The 13,469-nt window shown below is 71.2% G+C and carries 10 protein-coding genes and 1 pseudogene; 6 read left to right on the top strand and 5 right to left on the bottom strand.

Annotated elements, in window-relative coordinates; all coding sequences use genetic code 11:
* Nucleotides 1-25 precede the first annotated feature (25 nt).
* The gene (locus IE153_RS06435) at nucleotides 26-223 is read left to right on the top strand and encodes a helix-turn-helix transcriptional regulator (RefSeq protein ID WP_097216749.1); all 198 of its coding nucleotides are present in this window, start codon (nucleotides 26-28) and stop codon (nucleotides 221-223) included.
* An 86-nt stretch (nucleotides 224-309) separates the two neighbouring features.
* Here IE153_RS06435 and IE153_RS06430 read toward each other — a convergent pair whose 3' ends face one another.
* A complete protein-coding gene (locus IE153_RS06430) occupies nucleotides 310-1,353 on the bottom strand; it encodes a zinc-dependent alcohol dehydrogenase family protein (protein ID WP_189588787.1) in 1,044 nt (347 codons plus the stop codon).
* 234 nt (nucleotides 1,354-1,587) lie between these two features.
* Between IE153_RS06430 and IE153_RS06425 the strand changes: the two genes are divergently transcribed.
* Complete coding sequence (locus IE153_RS06425; protein WP_189588786.1) at nucleotides 1,588-1,827, top strand: heavy-metal-associated domain-containing protein; 240 nt, start codon at nucleotides 1,588-1,590, stop codon at nucleotides 1,825-1,827.
* A 110-nt stretch (nucleotides 1,828-1,937) separates the two neighbouring features.
* On the top strand, nucleotides 1,938-4,178 hold the full coding sequence (locus IE153_RS06420; RefSeq protein WP_189588785.1) for a heavy metal translocating P-type ATPase: 2,241 nt from the start codon (nucleotides 1,938-1,940) through the stop codon (nucleotides 4,176-4,178).
* A 648-nt stretch (nucleotides 4,179-4,826) separates the two neighbouring features.
* Here IE153_RS06420 and IE153_RS06415 read toward each other — a convergent pair.
* Entirely contained in the window at nucleotides 4,827-6,116 is a 1,290-nt protein-coding gene (locus tag IE153_RS06415) for a citrate synthase (RefSeq protein WP_189588784.1), read from the bottom strand.
* A 179-nt stretch (nucleotides 6,117-6,295) separates the two neighbouring features.
* Nucleotides 6,296-8,575, bottom strand: a complete 2,280-nt coding sequence (gene recD2, locus IE153_RS06410; protein ID WP_189588783.1) for an SF1B family DNA helicase RecD2 — start codon at nucleotides 8,573-8,575, stop codon at nucleotides 6,296-6,298.
* Between the two features lie 528 nt (nucleotides 8,576-9,103).
* Between recD2 and IE153_RS06405 the strand changes: the two genes are divergently transcribed.
* From IE153_RS06405 to IE153_RS06395, 3 genes and pseudogenes are all read left to right on the top strand, one after another.
* Nucleotides 9,104-9,274, top strand: a complete 171-nt coding sequence (locus IE153_RS06405; protein WP_189588782.1) for a hypothetical protein — start codon at nucleotides 9,104-9,106, stop codon at nucleotides 9,272-9,274.
* 70 nt (nucleotides 9,275-9,344) lie between these two features.
* Nucleotides 9,345-9,524, top strand: coding sequence for an ArsR/SmtB family transcription factor (locus IE153_RS06400; RefSeq protein ID WP_438817901.1), 180 nt, complete (start codon nucleotides 9,345-9,347; stop codon nucleotides 9,522-9,524).
* A 260-nt stretch (nucleotides 9,525-9,784) separates the two neighbouring features.
* Nucleotides 9,785-10,125, top strand: a pseudogene (locus IE153_RS06395) (GNAT family N-acetyltransferase).
* Nucleotides 10,126-10,303: 178 nt separating this feature from the next.
* Here IE153_RS06395 and IE153_RS06390 read toward each other — a convergent pair.
* Nucleotides 10,304-10,630, bottom strand: coding sequence for a hypothetical protein (locus tag IE153_RS06390; protein ID WP_229828864.1), 327 nt, complete (start codon nucleotides 10,628-10,630; stop codon nucleotides 10,304-10,306).
* A gap of 198 nt (nucleotides 10,631-10,828) precedes the next feature.
* Nucleotides 10,829-13,015, bottom strand: coding sequence for a bifunctional polysaccharide deacetylase/glycosyltransferase family 2 protein (locus IE153_RS06385; protein ID WP_189588781.1), 2,187 nt, complete (start codon nucleotides 13,013-13,015; stop codon nucleotides 10,829-10,831).
* Between the last annotated feature and the right edge of the window lie 454 nt (nucleotides 13,016-13,469).

The raw sequence follows: 13,469 nt of genomic DNA, 5'->3' as shown, positions 1-13,469 counted from the left end.
CGGTGCGCGCGGGGAGGTGCACGTCATGACCGACCGAAGGCTCTGGTCCTACAAGGAGATCGCGGCGCACATCCGGGTGCAGCCCGACACCGTGCGGTCCTACCGCAAACACGGGCTGCTGCCCCCGCCCGACCACGTCGAGAGCGGCAAGCCCTACTGGTACGCCGACACGGTCCGGGCCTGGGTCGCCTCCAGGCCCGGCAACCGCCGAAGAGCCGACTGACCCGCCCCCCTGCCTCGGTGCCGTGCCCCACCGCCGCGTGGGGCACGGCCGTTCGCGGGTGCGTCAGCTCCACGGTCCGACGACCGTCAGCTCCACGGTCGAATGACCGTCGCCCCCGCTCCCGGCGCGGTCCCCATCGCCGCCAGAGCCGCGGGCGCCTCGTCCAGGGTGATCGTGGACGTCACCAGCAGGTCGGGGCGGAGCACGCCGCTGCGGACCAGCTCCAGCATCGGCGGGTAGCCGTGCGCGGCCATGCCGTGGCTGCCGAGGAGTTCGAGTTCCAGGGCGATCGCGCGGGCCATCGGCACGGGGGTCGTGCCGGACGGGGAGGGCAGCAGGCCGACCTGGACGTGCCGGCCGCGGCGGCGCAGGCCGTTCACGGACGCGGCGCAGGTGCCGGGCGAGCCGAGGGCGTCGAGGGAGAGGTGGGCACCGCCGCCGGTCAGCTCGCGGACCGCGGCCGCGGTGTCCGGCACGGCCGCCGCGTCGACACACCGCGCCGCCCCGAACCTGCGCGCCAGGTCCAGGGCGCCGGGCGACACGTCGACGGCCACGACCCGTGCGCCCGCCGCGGCCGCGATCATCACGGCCGAGAGCCCTACCCCGCCGCAGCCGTGCACCGCGACCCACTCCCCTGCCGCGACCCGTCCCTGCCGCACCACCGCCCGGTACGCCGTGGCGAACCGGCAGCCGAGCGAGGCCGCCGTCGCGAAGGACAGCTCCCCGGGCAGCGCCACGAGGTTCACGCCGGCGTGGTCCAGTGCCACGTACTGGGCGAAGGAGCCCCAGTGGGTGAAGCCGGGCTGGGTCTGGCGCTCGCACACCTGGTGGTCGCCCGCGGCGCAGGACGGGCAGGTGCCGCAGGCGCAGATGAACGGCACGGTGACCCGGTCCCCGGGCCGCCAGCCGGTCACCCGGGCGCCCACCGCCTCGACGACCCCGGCGAGTTCGTGCCCGGGCACGTGCGGCAGCGTGATGTCGGGGTCGTGGCCCTGCCAGCCGTGCCAGTCGCTGCGGCACAGCCCGGTGGCCTCGACCCGCACGACGACCCCGTGCTCCGCGGGCTCCGGGTGCGGGACGTCCCGCACCTCGGCAGCCTCCCCGTACCGCTCGAACACCACGGCCCGCATGGCTCCACCCGCCTCTCGCTCATGCCGTGCCCGGTCCCGCGGGGGGCACGGGGTGCCCCGGCGCCCGGGCGTGCGGCGCCTCGGGGCACGCTAGCGGGGGGCCGGGGAGCGCCGCCGGCCCGGGCGCCGCGTCGGCGGCGGGCGTCGTGAACCGATACCCCCTAGGGGTACAGTGGGGTATGCGGGTCCCCAGCGGGCCCCACAGCCCCACATGCCTCGACGAGGAGTAACGACATGACCGCCCAGACCGACACCACGGGCCCCGTCACCACCGTCTTCCAGGTGAGCGGCATGAGCTGCGGACACTGCGAGGGCGCGGTCTCCGGCGAGATCTCCCGGATCCCCGGCGTGAGCTCGGTGACGGCCGTCGCCAAGACCGGCGAGGTCACCGTCGTCTCCGCGGCCCCGCTCGACGACAAGGCCGTACGCGACGCCGTCGACGAGGCCGGTTTCGAACTGGCCGGCCGGGCCTGAGACGCACCAGACCTGGCACTCGTAACCGTGTACGGGCCGTACGGCCGCCGCCCCGGCCCGTACGGCCCGTTCCGTTTCCCCGGGCGCCCCGCATCTCCTGGAGTGAGGACATGACCAGCACCATCGCCCAGGCACCGGCCGGTCGCGAGCCTGCCCTCGCCGAGGTCGAGCTGCTCATCGGCGGGATGACCTGCGCCTCCTGCGCGGCCCGCGTCGAGAAGAAGCTCAACCGGATGGACGGCGTCTCGGCCACGGTGAACTACGCGACGGAGAAGGCCCGGATCACCTGCCCCGAGGGCACCGAGGTCGCCGATCTGATCGCCACCGTCGTGAAGACCGGGTACACCGCCGAGGAGCCCGCGCCCTCGCGGGAGGAGGCCTCCGCCGCCGAGGACGAGGACCCCGGGCTGACGGCCCTTCGCGGGCGTCTCGCCGTCTCCGCCGCCCTCGCCGTGCCCGTGATCCTCCTGGCGATGGTCCCGGCGCTCCAGTTCGACAACTGGCAGTGGCTCTCGCTCACCCTCGCCGCGCCGGTCGTCGTCTGGGGCGGGCTGCCCTTCCACCGGGCCGCCTGGACGAACGCCCGGCACGGCGCCGCCACGATGGACACCCTGGTCTCCCTCGGGACCCTGGCCGCGTTCGGCTGGTCCCTGTGGGCGCTGTTCCTCGGCGACGCGGGCATGCCGGGCATGCGGCACCCGTTCGAGCTCACGGTCTCGCGCGGCGACGGCGCCTCCTCGATCTACCTGGAGGTCGCCTCCGGCGTCACCGCCTTCATCCTGCTGGGCCGCTGGCTGGAGGCCCGCTCCAAGCGCCGTGCCGGAGCGGCGCTCAGGGCGCTGATGGAACTGGGCGCGAAGGACGTGGCCGTGCTGCGGGACGGGCGCGAGGTGCGGATCCCGGCGCAGCGGCTGGCCGTCGGCGACCGGTTCGTCGTACGGCCCGGGGAGAAGATCGCCACCGACGGCACGGTCGTCGAGGGCGCCTCGGCCGTGGACGCCTCGATGCTCACCGGCGAGTCGGTGCCGGTGGACGTGGCGGCCGGGGACCCGGTCACCGGCGCGACGGTCAACGCGGCCGGACGGCTGGTCGTCGAGGCCACCCGGGTCGGTGCCGACACGCGGCTCGCGCGGATGGCGAAGCTGGTGGAGGACGCGCAGAACGGCAAGGCCGAGGTGCAGCGGCTCGCCGACCGGATCGCCGGGATCTTCGTGCCGGTGGTGCTGCTGATCGCCGTCGCCACGGCCGGGGCGTGGCTCGGGCTGACGGGCGACGGCGTCGCCGCGTTCACCGCATCCGTCGCGGTGCTGATCATCGCCTGCCCGTGCGCGCTGGGCCTCGCCACGCCGACCGCGCTGATGGTCGGCACGGGCCGCGGCGCCCAGCTCGGCATCCTCATCAAGGGCCCGGAGGTGCTGGAGTCCACGCGCCGCGTCGACACCGTCGTCCTGGACAAGACCGGCACGGTCACCACCGGCCGGATGACCCTCCAGGAGGTCCACGCCGCCGAGGGCACCGACGAGAAGGAGGTGCTCCGGCTGGCCGGCGCCGTCGAGCACGCCTCCGAGCATCCCGTCGCCCGTGCGATCGCGCTGGGCGCCGAGGAGAGGGCCGGGCGGCTCCCCGAGATCGACGGGTTCGAGAACGTCCCCGGGCGGGGCGTACGCGGGCGTGTGGAGGGCCGGGACGTCGCCGTGGGGCGGCTCTTCGACGACGTGCCGGCGGAGCTGGCCCGCGCGCGGGACGAGGCCGAGCGGGCCGGGCGCACGGCCGTCCTGGCCGGCTGGGACGGGACGGCGCAGGCCGTTCTGGCCGTGGCGGACGCGGTCAAGGAGACCAGTGCCGAGGCCGTGCGCGAGCTGCGCGCCCTGGGGCTCACGCCGGTGCTGCTGACCGGGGACAACCGTGCGGTGGCCGAGACGGTGGCCGCGGCCGTGGGGATCGAGACGGTGGTGGCCGAGGTCCTCCCCGAGGACAAGGTCGACGCGGTGCGGCGGCTGCAGGCCGAGGGGCGGGTCGTCGCGATGGTGGGCGACGGCGTCAACGACGCGGCGGCGCTCGCCGCCGCCGATCTCGGTCTGGCCATGGGCACCGGCACGGACGCGGCGATCGAGGCGGGCGATCTGACCCTGGTCCGCGGCGATCTGCGGGTGGCCGCGGACGCGATCCGGCTCTCGCGCCGGACCCTGGGCACGATCAAGGGCAATCTCGTGTGGGCCTTCGGCTATAACGTGGCGGCGCTGCCGCTGGCCGCCGCGGGCCTGCTGAACCCGATGATCGCGGGAGCGGCGATGGCGTTCTCGTCGGTCTTCGTCGTCACGAACAGCCTGCGGCTGCGGACATTCCGGTGAAGTCCCCCGAATTCCACCTAAGTTCACGGCGAACGTGATTTGAGCCCCTCTGGAGTCCCGGGCCGGGCTCACATAAGCTCTTCACAAGGCTCGCGCATCATCCTTACGCTTGGGTCCCGGTCGGCATATCCGGGCTCTTGCGCAGCTAACGGACATATGCAAGAGGCGCAGATCACAGTGATGCGAACGTAACCATCGAAGGGGTTCGAAGGTCTAAGTTGACGATGTCAGGGAGCGTCTTGGGGGGCGCCACCTGGCATCTGGAGATGTCTTGGGGGACTTCTCCAGAGATGCGTTGCCGGGGCACGTACGCCGGGAAGCTTTGAGCGGCCCTCCCGGGCGTGCGCTGTCCCGGCAGAGCGCACACCACAGCGGTAATGCATCACCCCAGCAGTACGACGAGTTTTGCTCGTTCTGCTCACCAGCGATTCAGGCGCTGTCCTCACAGACGCCCGGCCGGATCCCGTGGGGGGAATCCGTACCGGGACTGGGAAGGCGCCCTGGACGTCGGCCCGTGGGGGGACCGACGCCGGGGCGCCTTCTTCATTGCGTAAGAAATCACGTGAGGGATCATGCGAAGCGCGCCCCCCACACGCGAAAGCCCCCGCACCCGGCAAGCGGATACGGGGGCCGAAGCGGTGCTGTGGCTCAGCGCTCCTCGACGGGCACGAAGTCGCGCTCGACCACGCCCGTGTAGATCTGGCGCGGGCGGCCGATGCGGGAGCCCGGCTCCTTGATCATCTCGTGCCACTGGGCGATCCAGCCCGGCAGCCGGCCGAGGGCGAACAGGACCGTGAACATCTCGGTCGGGAAGCCCATGGCCCGGTAAATCAGACCCGTGTAGAAGTCGACGTTCGGGTAGAGGCTGCGCTGGACGAAGTAGTCGTCGGAGAGCGCGTGCTCCTCCAGCTTCAGCGCGATGTCCAGCAGCTCGTCGGACTTGCCGAGGGCGGACAGCACGTCGTGCGCGGCGGCCTTGATGATCTTGGCGCGCGGGTCGAAGTTCTTGTAGACCCGGTGGCCGAAGCCCATCAGGCGGACGCCGTCCTCCTTGTTCTTCACCTTGCGGATGAAGGTGTCGACATCGCCGCCGGAGTCGCGGATGCCCTCCAGCATCTCCAGCACCGACTGGTTGGCGCCGCCGTGCAGCGGGCCCCACAGGGCGTTGATGCCGGCGGAGATCGAGGCGAACATGTTCGCCTGCGAGGAGCCGACCAGGCGGACCGTGGACGTCGAGCAGTTCTGCTCGTGGTCCGCGTGCAGGATCAGCAGCTTGTCGAGCGCGGAGACCACGGTCGGGTCGAGCTCGTACTCCTGCGCCGGGACCGAGAAGGTCATGCGCAGGAAGTTCTCGACGTAGCCGAGGTCGTTGCGCGGGTAGACGAACGGGTGACCGATCGACTTCTTGTACGCGTACGCGGCGATCGTCGGGAGCTTGGCGAGCAGGCGGATCGTCGAGAGGTTGCGCTGGCGCTCGTCGAACGGGTTGTGGCTGTCCTGGTAGAACGTGGACAGCGCCGAGACGACCGAGGAGAGCATCGCCATCGGGTGGGCGTCGCGCGGGAAGCCCTTGTAGAAGTTCTTGACGTCCTCGTGCAGCAGGGTGTGCTGCGTGATGTCGTTCTGGAACACCGAGAGCTCGTCGACGGTCGGCAGCTCGCCGTTGATCAGCAGGTAGGCGACCTCCAGGAAGGTGGAGCGCTCGGCCAGCTGCTCGATCGGGTAGCCGCGGTACCGCAGGATGCCCGCTTCGCCGTCCAGGTACGTGACGGCGGATTTATACGCGGCCGTGTTGCCGTAACCGCTGTCCAGCGTCACCAGACCGGTCTGGGCGCGGAGCTTTCCGATGTCGAAGCCCTTGTCACCGACGGTGCTGTCGATCACCGGGTAGGTGTACTCGCCGTCGCCGTACCGCAGTACTACAGAGTTGTCGCTCACGTCTTCCCTCACCGACGTTGTGCCTCATCTTCGAGGTTGCCCTGACTGTCTCTACCATCCCCCACTTGGCTCAGGAGAGTGCACTCGGGGTCGACCATCGGGCCTATTGACGGCACTGAGTGCCGCCAACTTGCTCATCCTGCCCCCTGCGTTCCCCTTCTGGAAGTGTCTTGTGACCTTCACGACTCGTTTGATCGATCATTTTTCGTTGAACCGAGCCGGAAGTCGAGTGCCGTGCACCGCCGGCCCGCCGAAACCGTGCGCACCGCCTGGCCGATCGCCTTGCGCGAACCGACGAGGACGACCAGCTGTTTGGCCCGGGTGACGGCCGTGTAGAGCAGGTTCCGCTGGAGCATCATCCAGGCGCTCGTGGTGACCGGGATGACGACCGCCGGGTACTCGCTGCCCTGGGAGCGGTGGATCGTCACGGCGTACGCGTGGGCAAGCTCGTCGAGCTCGTCGAACTCGTACGGCACCTCCTCGTCCTCGTCCGTGAGCACCGTCAGGCGCTGGTCGACGGGGTCGAGCGAGGTGACCACGCCGACGGTGCCGTTGAAGACCCCGTTCTCGCCCTTCTCGTAATTGTTGCGAATCTGGGTGACCTTGTCGCCGACGCGGAACACCCGTCCGCCGAATCTCTTCTCGGGCAGGTCGGGGCGGCCCGGTGTGACGGCCTGTTGCAGCAGGCCGTTGAGGGCGCCCGCGCCGGCCGGGCCGCGGTGCATGGGGGCGAGGACCTGGACGTCCCGGCGCGGGTCCAGCCCGAACTTGGCCGGAATGCGACGGGCGGCCACGTCGACGGTGAGCCGTCCGACGGCCTCGGTGTCGTCCTCGACGAAGAGGAAGAAGTCCTTCATGCCGTCCGTGACCGGATGCTGTCCGGCGTTGATCCGGTGCGCGTTCGTCACCACACCGGACTGCTGGGCCTGCCGGAAGACCCGTGTGAGACGGACCGCGGGGATCGGGCCCCCGTCGGCCAGGAGGTCGCGGAGCACCTCCCCCGCGCCGACGCTGGGCAGCTGGTCGACGTCCCCCACGAACAGCAGGTGCGCTCCCGGCGGGACGGCCTTCACCAGCTTGTTGGCGAGCAGCAGGTCCAGCATGGACGCCTCGTCGACCACGACCAGATCGGCGTCCAGCGGACGGTCCCGGTCGTAGGCCGCGTCGCCGCCGGGCTTGAGCTCCAGCAGGCGGTGGACGGTGGAGGCGTCGGCGCCCGTGAGCTCGGACAGGCGCTTGGCGGCCCGGCCCGTGGGGGCGGCGAGCACGACCTTCGCCTTCCTGGCACGGGCCAGCTCCACGATCGAGCGGACCGTGAAGGACTTGCCGCAGCCCGGGCCGCCGGTGAGGACGGCGACCTTCTCGGTCAGGGCCAGCCTGACGGCGGCCTCCTGCTCGGGCGCGAGCTCGGTGCCGGTGCGCCCCTTCAGCCAGCCCAGCGCCTTGTCCCACGCCACGGTCCGGAAGCCCGGCATGCGGTCCTCGTCGGTGCGCAGGAGGCGCAGCAGCTGGGCGGAGAGGGAGAGTTCGGCGCGGTGGAAGGGGACGAGGTAGATCGCGGTGACGGGCTCGCCGCCGTCGGGGCCCGGCACCTTCTCGCGTACGACGCCGGGGTCCTCGCGGTCCTCAGGGGGTTCGGCCAGCTCGGCCAGGCATTCGATGACCAGGCCCGTGTCGACCTGGAGGAGTTTGACCGCGTCCTTGATCAGCTGCTCCTCCGGGAGGAAGCAGTGGCCCTGGTCGGTGGACTGGGACAGCGCGTACTGCAGGCCTGCCTTGACGCGCTCCGGGCTGTCGTGCGGGATGCCGACGGACTGGGCGATCTTGTCGGCGGTGAGGAAGCCGATGCCCCAGACGTCGGAGGCGAGCCGGTACGGCTGGTTCTTCACGACGGAGATGGAGGCGTCGCCGTACTTCTTGTAGATGCGCACGGCGATGGACGTGGACACCTCGACGGTCTGGAGGAAGAGCATGACCTCCTTGATGGCCTTCTGCTCCTCCCAGGCGTCGGCGATCTTCTTCGTCCGCTTGGGGCCGAGGCCGGGGACCTCGATGAGGCGCTTGGGCTCCTCCTCGATGATCTGGAGGGTGTCCATGCCGAAGTGCTGCGTGATGCGGTCGGCGAAGACCGGGCCGATGCCCTTGACCAGGCCCGAGCCGAGGTAGCGGCGGATGCCCTGGACGGTGGCCGGCAGGACGGTCGTGTAGTTCTCGACGTGGAACTGCTTTCCGTACTGCGGGTGGGAGCCCCAGCGGCCCTCCATGCGCACGGACTCGCCGACCTGTGCGCCGAGCAGGGCACCGACGACCGTGAGCAGGTCGCCGCCGCCTCTGCCGGTGTCGACCCGGGCGACCGTGTAGCCGTTCTCCTCGTTGGCGTACGTGATGCGTTCGAGTACGCCTTCCAGCGTGGCCAGTCGCCGCTCGCCCGCCTGGGCGGCCCCCGCCTGATCGGTCATGATCCGACGGTACCGCCCGGGTACGACAGTGCGGCCGGGGCGGATCGCCGGTGACCGGCACATAAAGCGACCGATCAGTATGCGCACAGGGGTTCAGCTTTCACGGTGAGTTCACAAGAGGATCCGAAGCTTTACAGTTCAAGCATCCCGGTCGCCCCTTTTGTGATTCCTTCCCGTGGAAGAATTCAGGCGTTCGAGAAATGGGGGGGCGGACTCGATTCCGGAGCGACCGTGATGCTGATGCGTCCCCCTGGCCCGAGCGGCCCCCGGCGCGCCCACACCGCGGGCGCGCTGCTCGTCGGACTGTGCGCCGTCGGCACGTTGACGCTGCTCGTGATGGCTCCGGCGATTTCCGGGGAGCACGCGATCGTGGCCCCGGGGTCTTCTACGCCGCGTGGGAACACGCCCGGCCCTCCCCTGCCGCACCGGGCACCCGTGCCGGAATTCCGGCCCCTTCCCAGCCCCGGGCCGGGCTGATTCCGCCCCGCCCATTCCATTCCCCCCGGCCCCGAATGACGACGAGGAACGATGTCACCCCAGGCCCAGAGCGTCGCCCTGTGGATCATGTCCCTGGCCATCAACATCACGGCGGCGTGCGCGGGCATCATCTGGGGCTGGGAGGCCTTCGCGCAGTTCCTGTTGCCGGCGTTCGGATCGGTGGTGGGGGCGTCGATGGTGAGCTACAGCCTGCGGCGGTGAGACCGGCGCCGGCAGCAGTTCTGCGGGGGTCCGTCGGCATCGACATATCGTGGTATGTCGGACGGTCGGCGTGTGTGTCACGCGCATCCAGGCGACGGCGGGACTCTCCCAGTCGACGGTCTCCAGCTACATGAGCACGCTCGAACGGGCGGGGCTGGTGCGCCCCACCAGGATGGGCAAGTGGACCCACCACCGGCGCGACGAGGGGCGGCCGGCGGAGCCGGCGCGGGCGATCGGCACCACTCTCTGACGTCGCACCACCGCCGTGCCCACCGCCCTGATCGTCCACGCGCACTCCGAGCCCCCCTTGTTCGGCACCGCCCAGATGACCGCAGTGGCTCGGTCCCTGCGCGAGGGCGGGTACCGGGTCGAGGTGCTGGATCTGTACGCCGACGGGTGGGTCCGGCGAGTCGTTCCGGCCCGGTGGCGCCCTCGGCCCCCGCCACCGTGCATGGGGTGCGGACGAAAGTCGATTGCCGCCCCGTGGCCCCGTGGGTAGCGTCCCCCGGCATGCCCCCGACGCTGCGCACCCGGCGCCTGATTCTCGACCCCTACGGCCCGGACGACGAAGAGGCCTTCGTCGCACTGTTCCAGGACAGGAGGGTGTCCCGGTGGATGGGTGACGGGCCTGCTGCCGAGGCGGAGGACCGGGCGCTGTTCAGGCGGATCTTCAGCAAGGTGTACGCCGAGGATCTGTTCGACGTGTGGGCGGTCCGGCCACCGTCACCGCGGAGAACAAGGCGTCGCTGCGTCTGTTGGGCAAGATCGGGTTCGAACACGCTCGGGACATCGTCGAGGACGACGGCGCTCTCACGCGCGTGCTGACCCGCCGTCTCCCGGCGCGCTCGTAGAGACGTACGGCGACGGCGCCGTCCGGCGGCTCTCCGCGTCGAGCAGGCCGGTGCGCAGACCAGTACAGGCCAGTACAGGAGGGAGCCCAGGGCTCCCTCGCCGTACTCCAACCGCCGGGCGAGGCCGCCCGAGGCCCGCGCCACTTCGGCTGCGAGGCGGAGGCGCGGCGTCAGCAGGTCAGGGGGCCAACACGGGCCGCATGACGCCTCTGGTCTCTTCCTTCTCTTCCTTCTCCACCACCACTGTGCCGTCGTCGCACCGGGTCTCCTGGGTCTGCATGCTCTGGGGTCCGAACAGGGCACCCCACACGATGTCTTCGAGGCCCTGCTTCTGCACGCGGGTCGAGTGGCACGAAGAGGTCTGGCCCTCTTGGCGGTCAGGCGGCGGGGCGGTGAGGGCCGCGACGGGAGCGGCGGAGGTCAGGGCTGCTGCGAGGACGATGATGGTCGCGCCGGCCGAGTGCGCGAGGGAACGGTGCACGGAGTGCAGTCGCGGAGTTCTCATGATCACACCCTGAGCGCTGATGAACCCGGGAGGAAGGCTGACGGCCCCGAGGGCGGGCAACTCAACCCGATCGCGCGACGAGCCGAGGGGGCTCGGGCGAGCGGGCGTGGGAAAAGGCGGGGTCAGAGCGTGTCGGTACGACGGTGAACCGGGTGGGCCATCCGGCGTAGGGCGCGTCCGGGTACCGCCCCCGGGGGGTCACGTCCGGCGGGTGGAGGGCTGAGGCGGCAGCATCACGTCTCCGCTGCGCTTGAGCCGCTGCCAGGGCAGCCGGTAGCCGTTGATCGCGGTCAGGCAAGCCTGGACGAGGACCAGGTACATCACCTGGCGGTAGACGACCTGCTGGAGAGGGAGCGCCCACAGGGGCCGGAGCCGCTCGCCGTCGAGGTGGAAGGCGTACGCGGCGCACATGGCCTGTACAGCCAGCACGCCGCTCCAGGCCAGGACCGTGGTGAGCGGGTTTCCGAACACCAGGCCGTACAGGGCCAGTATGTCGATCAGCGGGGCGAGCAGCGGGGTGAAGATCTGGAAGACGGCCAGCAGGGGCAGCCCTACGCGGCCGAAGCGGCCCGCGGAGCCTCGCTCGACAAACGCGTGCCGGTGCTTCCACGCCGCCTGCATCGTGCCGTAACTCCATCGGTAGCGCTGGCGCCACAGTTGCCGCAGCGAGGCCGGTGCCTCGGTCCAGGCGAGTGCGTCCGGGGCGTAGCGGATCTCCCACCCTGCCCGGTGCAGGGCCATGGTGATGTCGGTGTCCTCGGCGAGGGTGTCCGCACTCATCATCCCGGCCTCCCTCAGGGCCTCGACGCGGAACGCCCCCACGGCACCGGGAATGGTGGGCAGGCAGTGCAGCAGGTCGTACACGCGGCGGTCGAGGTTGAAGCCCATGACGTACTCGATGTGCTGCCACCGGCCGAGCAGACGCCGGTGGTTGCCGACCTTGGCGTTGCCCGCGACGGCGCCGACGCGGGGGTCGGCGAACGGCTGGACGAGGCGGCCGACGGTCGAGGGGGCGAAGACGGTGTCGGCGTCCAGCATGACGACGATGTCGTGTGAGGCCCGCAGGACACCGGTGTTGAGGGCGGAGGGTTTGCCGCCGTTGGGCTGCCGGATGACGGTGACGTTCTGGAGGGCGAGGGACCGCGCGAGGTCGGCGGTCCCGTCGTGGGAACCGTCGTCCACGACGATGATCTCGACGGGGTGATCGCTCGCCGCCAGCGAACGGAGTGTCTTCGGGATGCACAACTCCTCGTCGTACGCGGGTATGACGACGCTGACGGGCCGGGTGAGGGCTCGGTGGAGGCCGGTGTGCGGGCGCCGGTGCCGACGGGCGTGGTGCCAGGCCAGGGCGAGCAGGAGCACACACCGTGCGAGGACGAGCGAGCCGACCACCAGCAGCAGCAGGCTGACAGCGGAGACCGCTGCCCCCGACACGGTGACAGCGGCCACGAAGACGCGGCCCTGCCACAGTTCCCCTGTTCCGACGGGGCTGGTGAGACTGTCGGTGCCCAAGAGATCGGCGAGGGTGGTGAAGCGATATCCCTCGGCCTTCAGCCGGGGAATCAAGGTCTTGAGCGCCTCGACGGTCTGTGATCTGTCTCCTCCCGAGTCGTGCAGGAGGACGACCGCGCCCCTGCCCGGCGCGTCGGGCGTGGCCGCGTCGGCGATCGACCGGGCGCCCGGTCGCCGCCAGTCGTTGGTGTCCTGATCGATGAACGCCAGGACGTAGCCCTTCTCGCCCAGACGCCGGGTCATGCTCCAGGCCGGGGCGTCGAGGGCGGAGGTGGTCGAGGAGTAGGGCATGCGCATCAGCGACGTATTGATGCCCGCGGCCCCGGCGAGGGCGAGTTGCGTCAGCGCCAGCTCGCGGTCGACGGCGCTCGCCGACTGGGTGGTCAGGTCCTGGTGGGAGAAGGTGTGCACGCCGACTTCGTGGCCGGAACGGATCACACTGCGCAGAACGGCCGGGTGCCTGACGGTCTGTTGCCCGGTGACGAAGAAGGTGCCGGGCGCGCCGTAGTGGTCGAGCACGGCCCGTATGCGGGGTGTCCAGATGGGGTCGGGGCCGTCGTCGAAGGTCAGAACGATGGTCTTGGCCGGTGTGCGATAGGTCCGCAGGTGATCGTCGGTGGTGTCGACGATGGGGCCGCCGCCGGTGACCCTGTGGGGGACGCCGGTCGTCGGGCGCCCGCCACGCCCTTCCTGGTCCCCGGCGAAGCCCCGCGTGGTGTACCCCTCGACCAGGAGGACCGAGGCGACGAAGGCCAGCAGGACGAGGGGAACGACGATCCGGAACCGATGCCGCGCCGACAGGGGCGCTCGCGTCCGCCGCGGGCCGGGCGACCTGGGTGAAGGGCCGGGTGACCGGTCAGGGCGCCGCCGCATCAGGGTGCCTCGGCCACCGATGGGTCGGAGGGCGGGGGTGTGACACCGGACGGCGCCGAGGGGCCGGTCGCCGGCCCTGTGGGCTCGGGGGCCGGTGGCGGCGTCTGCACCGGGGGCTCGGGGGCCGGTGGGGCAGTGGCCGGCGGAGCAGGAGAGGGCGGAGGCGGGGCGGGCGCGGTGCCCGTGCTCGGTGTCGGGGCGGGAGCAGGAGCAGCAGGATCACCGGGATCGAGCTGCTCAGGTGGAGTCGTTGGTGCCTGCGGTTCTGGTGTGTCAGGAGGTGCCGGGGGGCCGACGGGTGGGTCCCCCGGCACAAGGGGCGGAGCAAGGGGCGGGCCGACCACGGTGGATTGCGGAATGAGCAGCCTGCTCGGGCCGCCGGGTTCCGAGCGGCCCCACGCGGGTGGCTCGCCGGGTGCCGGGGGCGTCCGGCCGGGGGTGTGGGGTCCCGGTG

The organism is Streptomyces massasporeus (genome assembly GCF_014648995.1).
GTDB lineage: Bacteria > Actinomycetota > Actinomycetes > Streptomycetales > Streptomycetaceae > Streptomyces > Streptomyces massasporeus.
This window is presented reverse-complemented; position numbering and strand designations above follow the sequence as displayed.

Excerpts from the sequence above, each read along its gene's own strand:
- IE153_RS06385 (WP_189588781.1), bottom strand. The coding sequence starts at position 13,015 with ATGCGGCGGCGCCCTGACCGGTCACCCGGCCCTTCACCCAGGTCGCCC.
- IE153_RS06405 (WP_189588782.1), top strand. The coding sequence starts at position 9,104 with ATGTCACCCCAGGCCCAGAGCGTCGCCCTGTGGATCATGTCCCTGGCC.
- recD2 (WP_189588783.1), bottom strand. The coding sequence starts at position 8,575 with ATGACCGATCAGGCGGGGGCCGCCCAGGCGGGCGAGCGGCGACTGGCC.
- IE153_RS06425 (WP_189588786.1), top strand. The coding sequence starts at position 1,588 with ATGACCGCCCAGACCGACACCACGGGCCCCGTCACCACCGTCTTCCAG.
- IE153_RS06390 (WP_229828864.1), bottom strand. The coding sequence starts at position 10,630 with ATGAGAACTCCGCGACTGCACTCCGTGCACCGTTCCCTCGCGCACTCG.
- IE153_RS06435 (WP_097216749.1), top strand. The coding sequence starts at position 26 with ATGACCGACCGAAGGCTCTGGTCCTACAAGGAGATCGCGGCGCACATC.
- IE153_RS06420 (WP_189588785.1), top strand. The coding sequence starts at position 1,938 with ATGACCAGCACCATCGCCCAGGCACCGGCCGGTCGCGAGCCTGCCCTC.
- IE153_RS06430 (WP_189588787.1), bottom strand. The coding sequence starts at position 1,353 with ATGCGGGCCGTGGTGTTCGAGCGGTACGGGGAGGCTGCCGAGGTGCGG.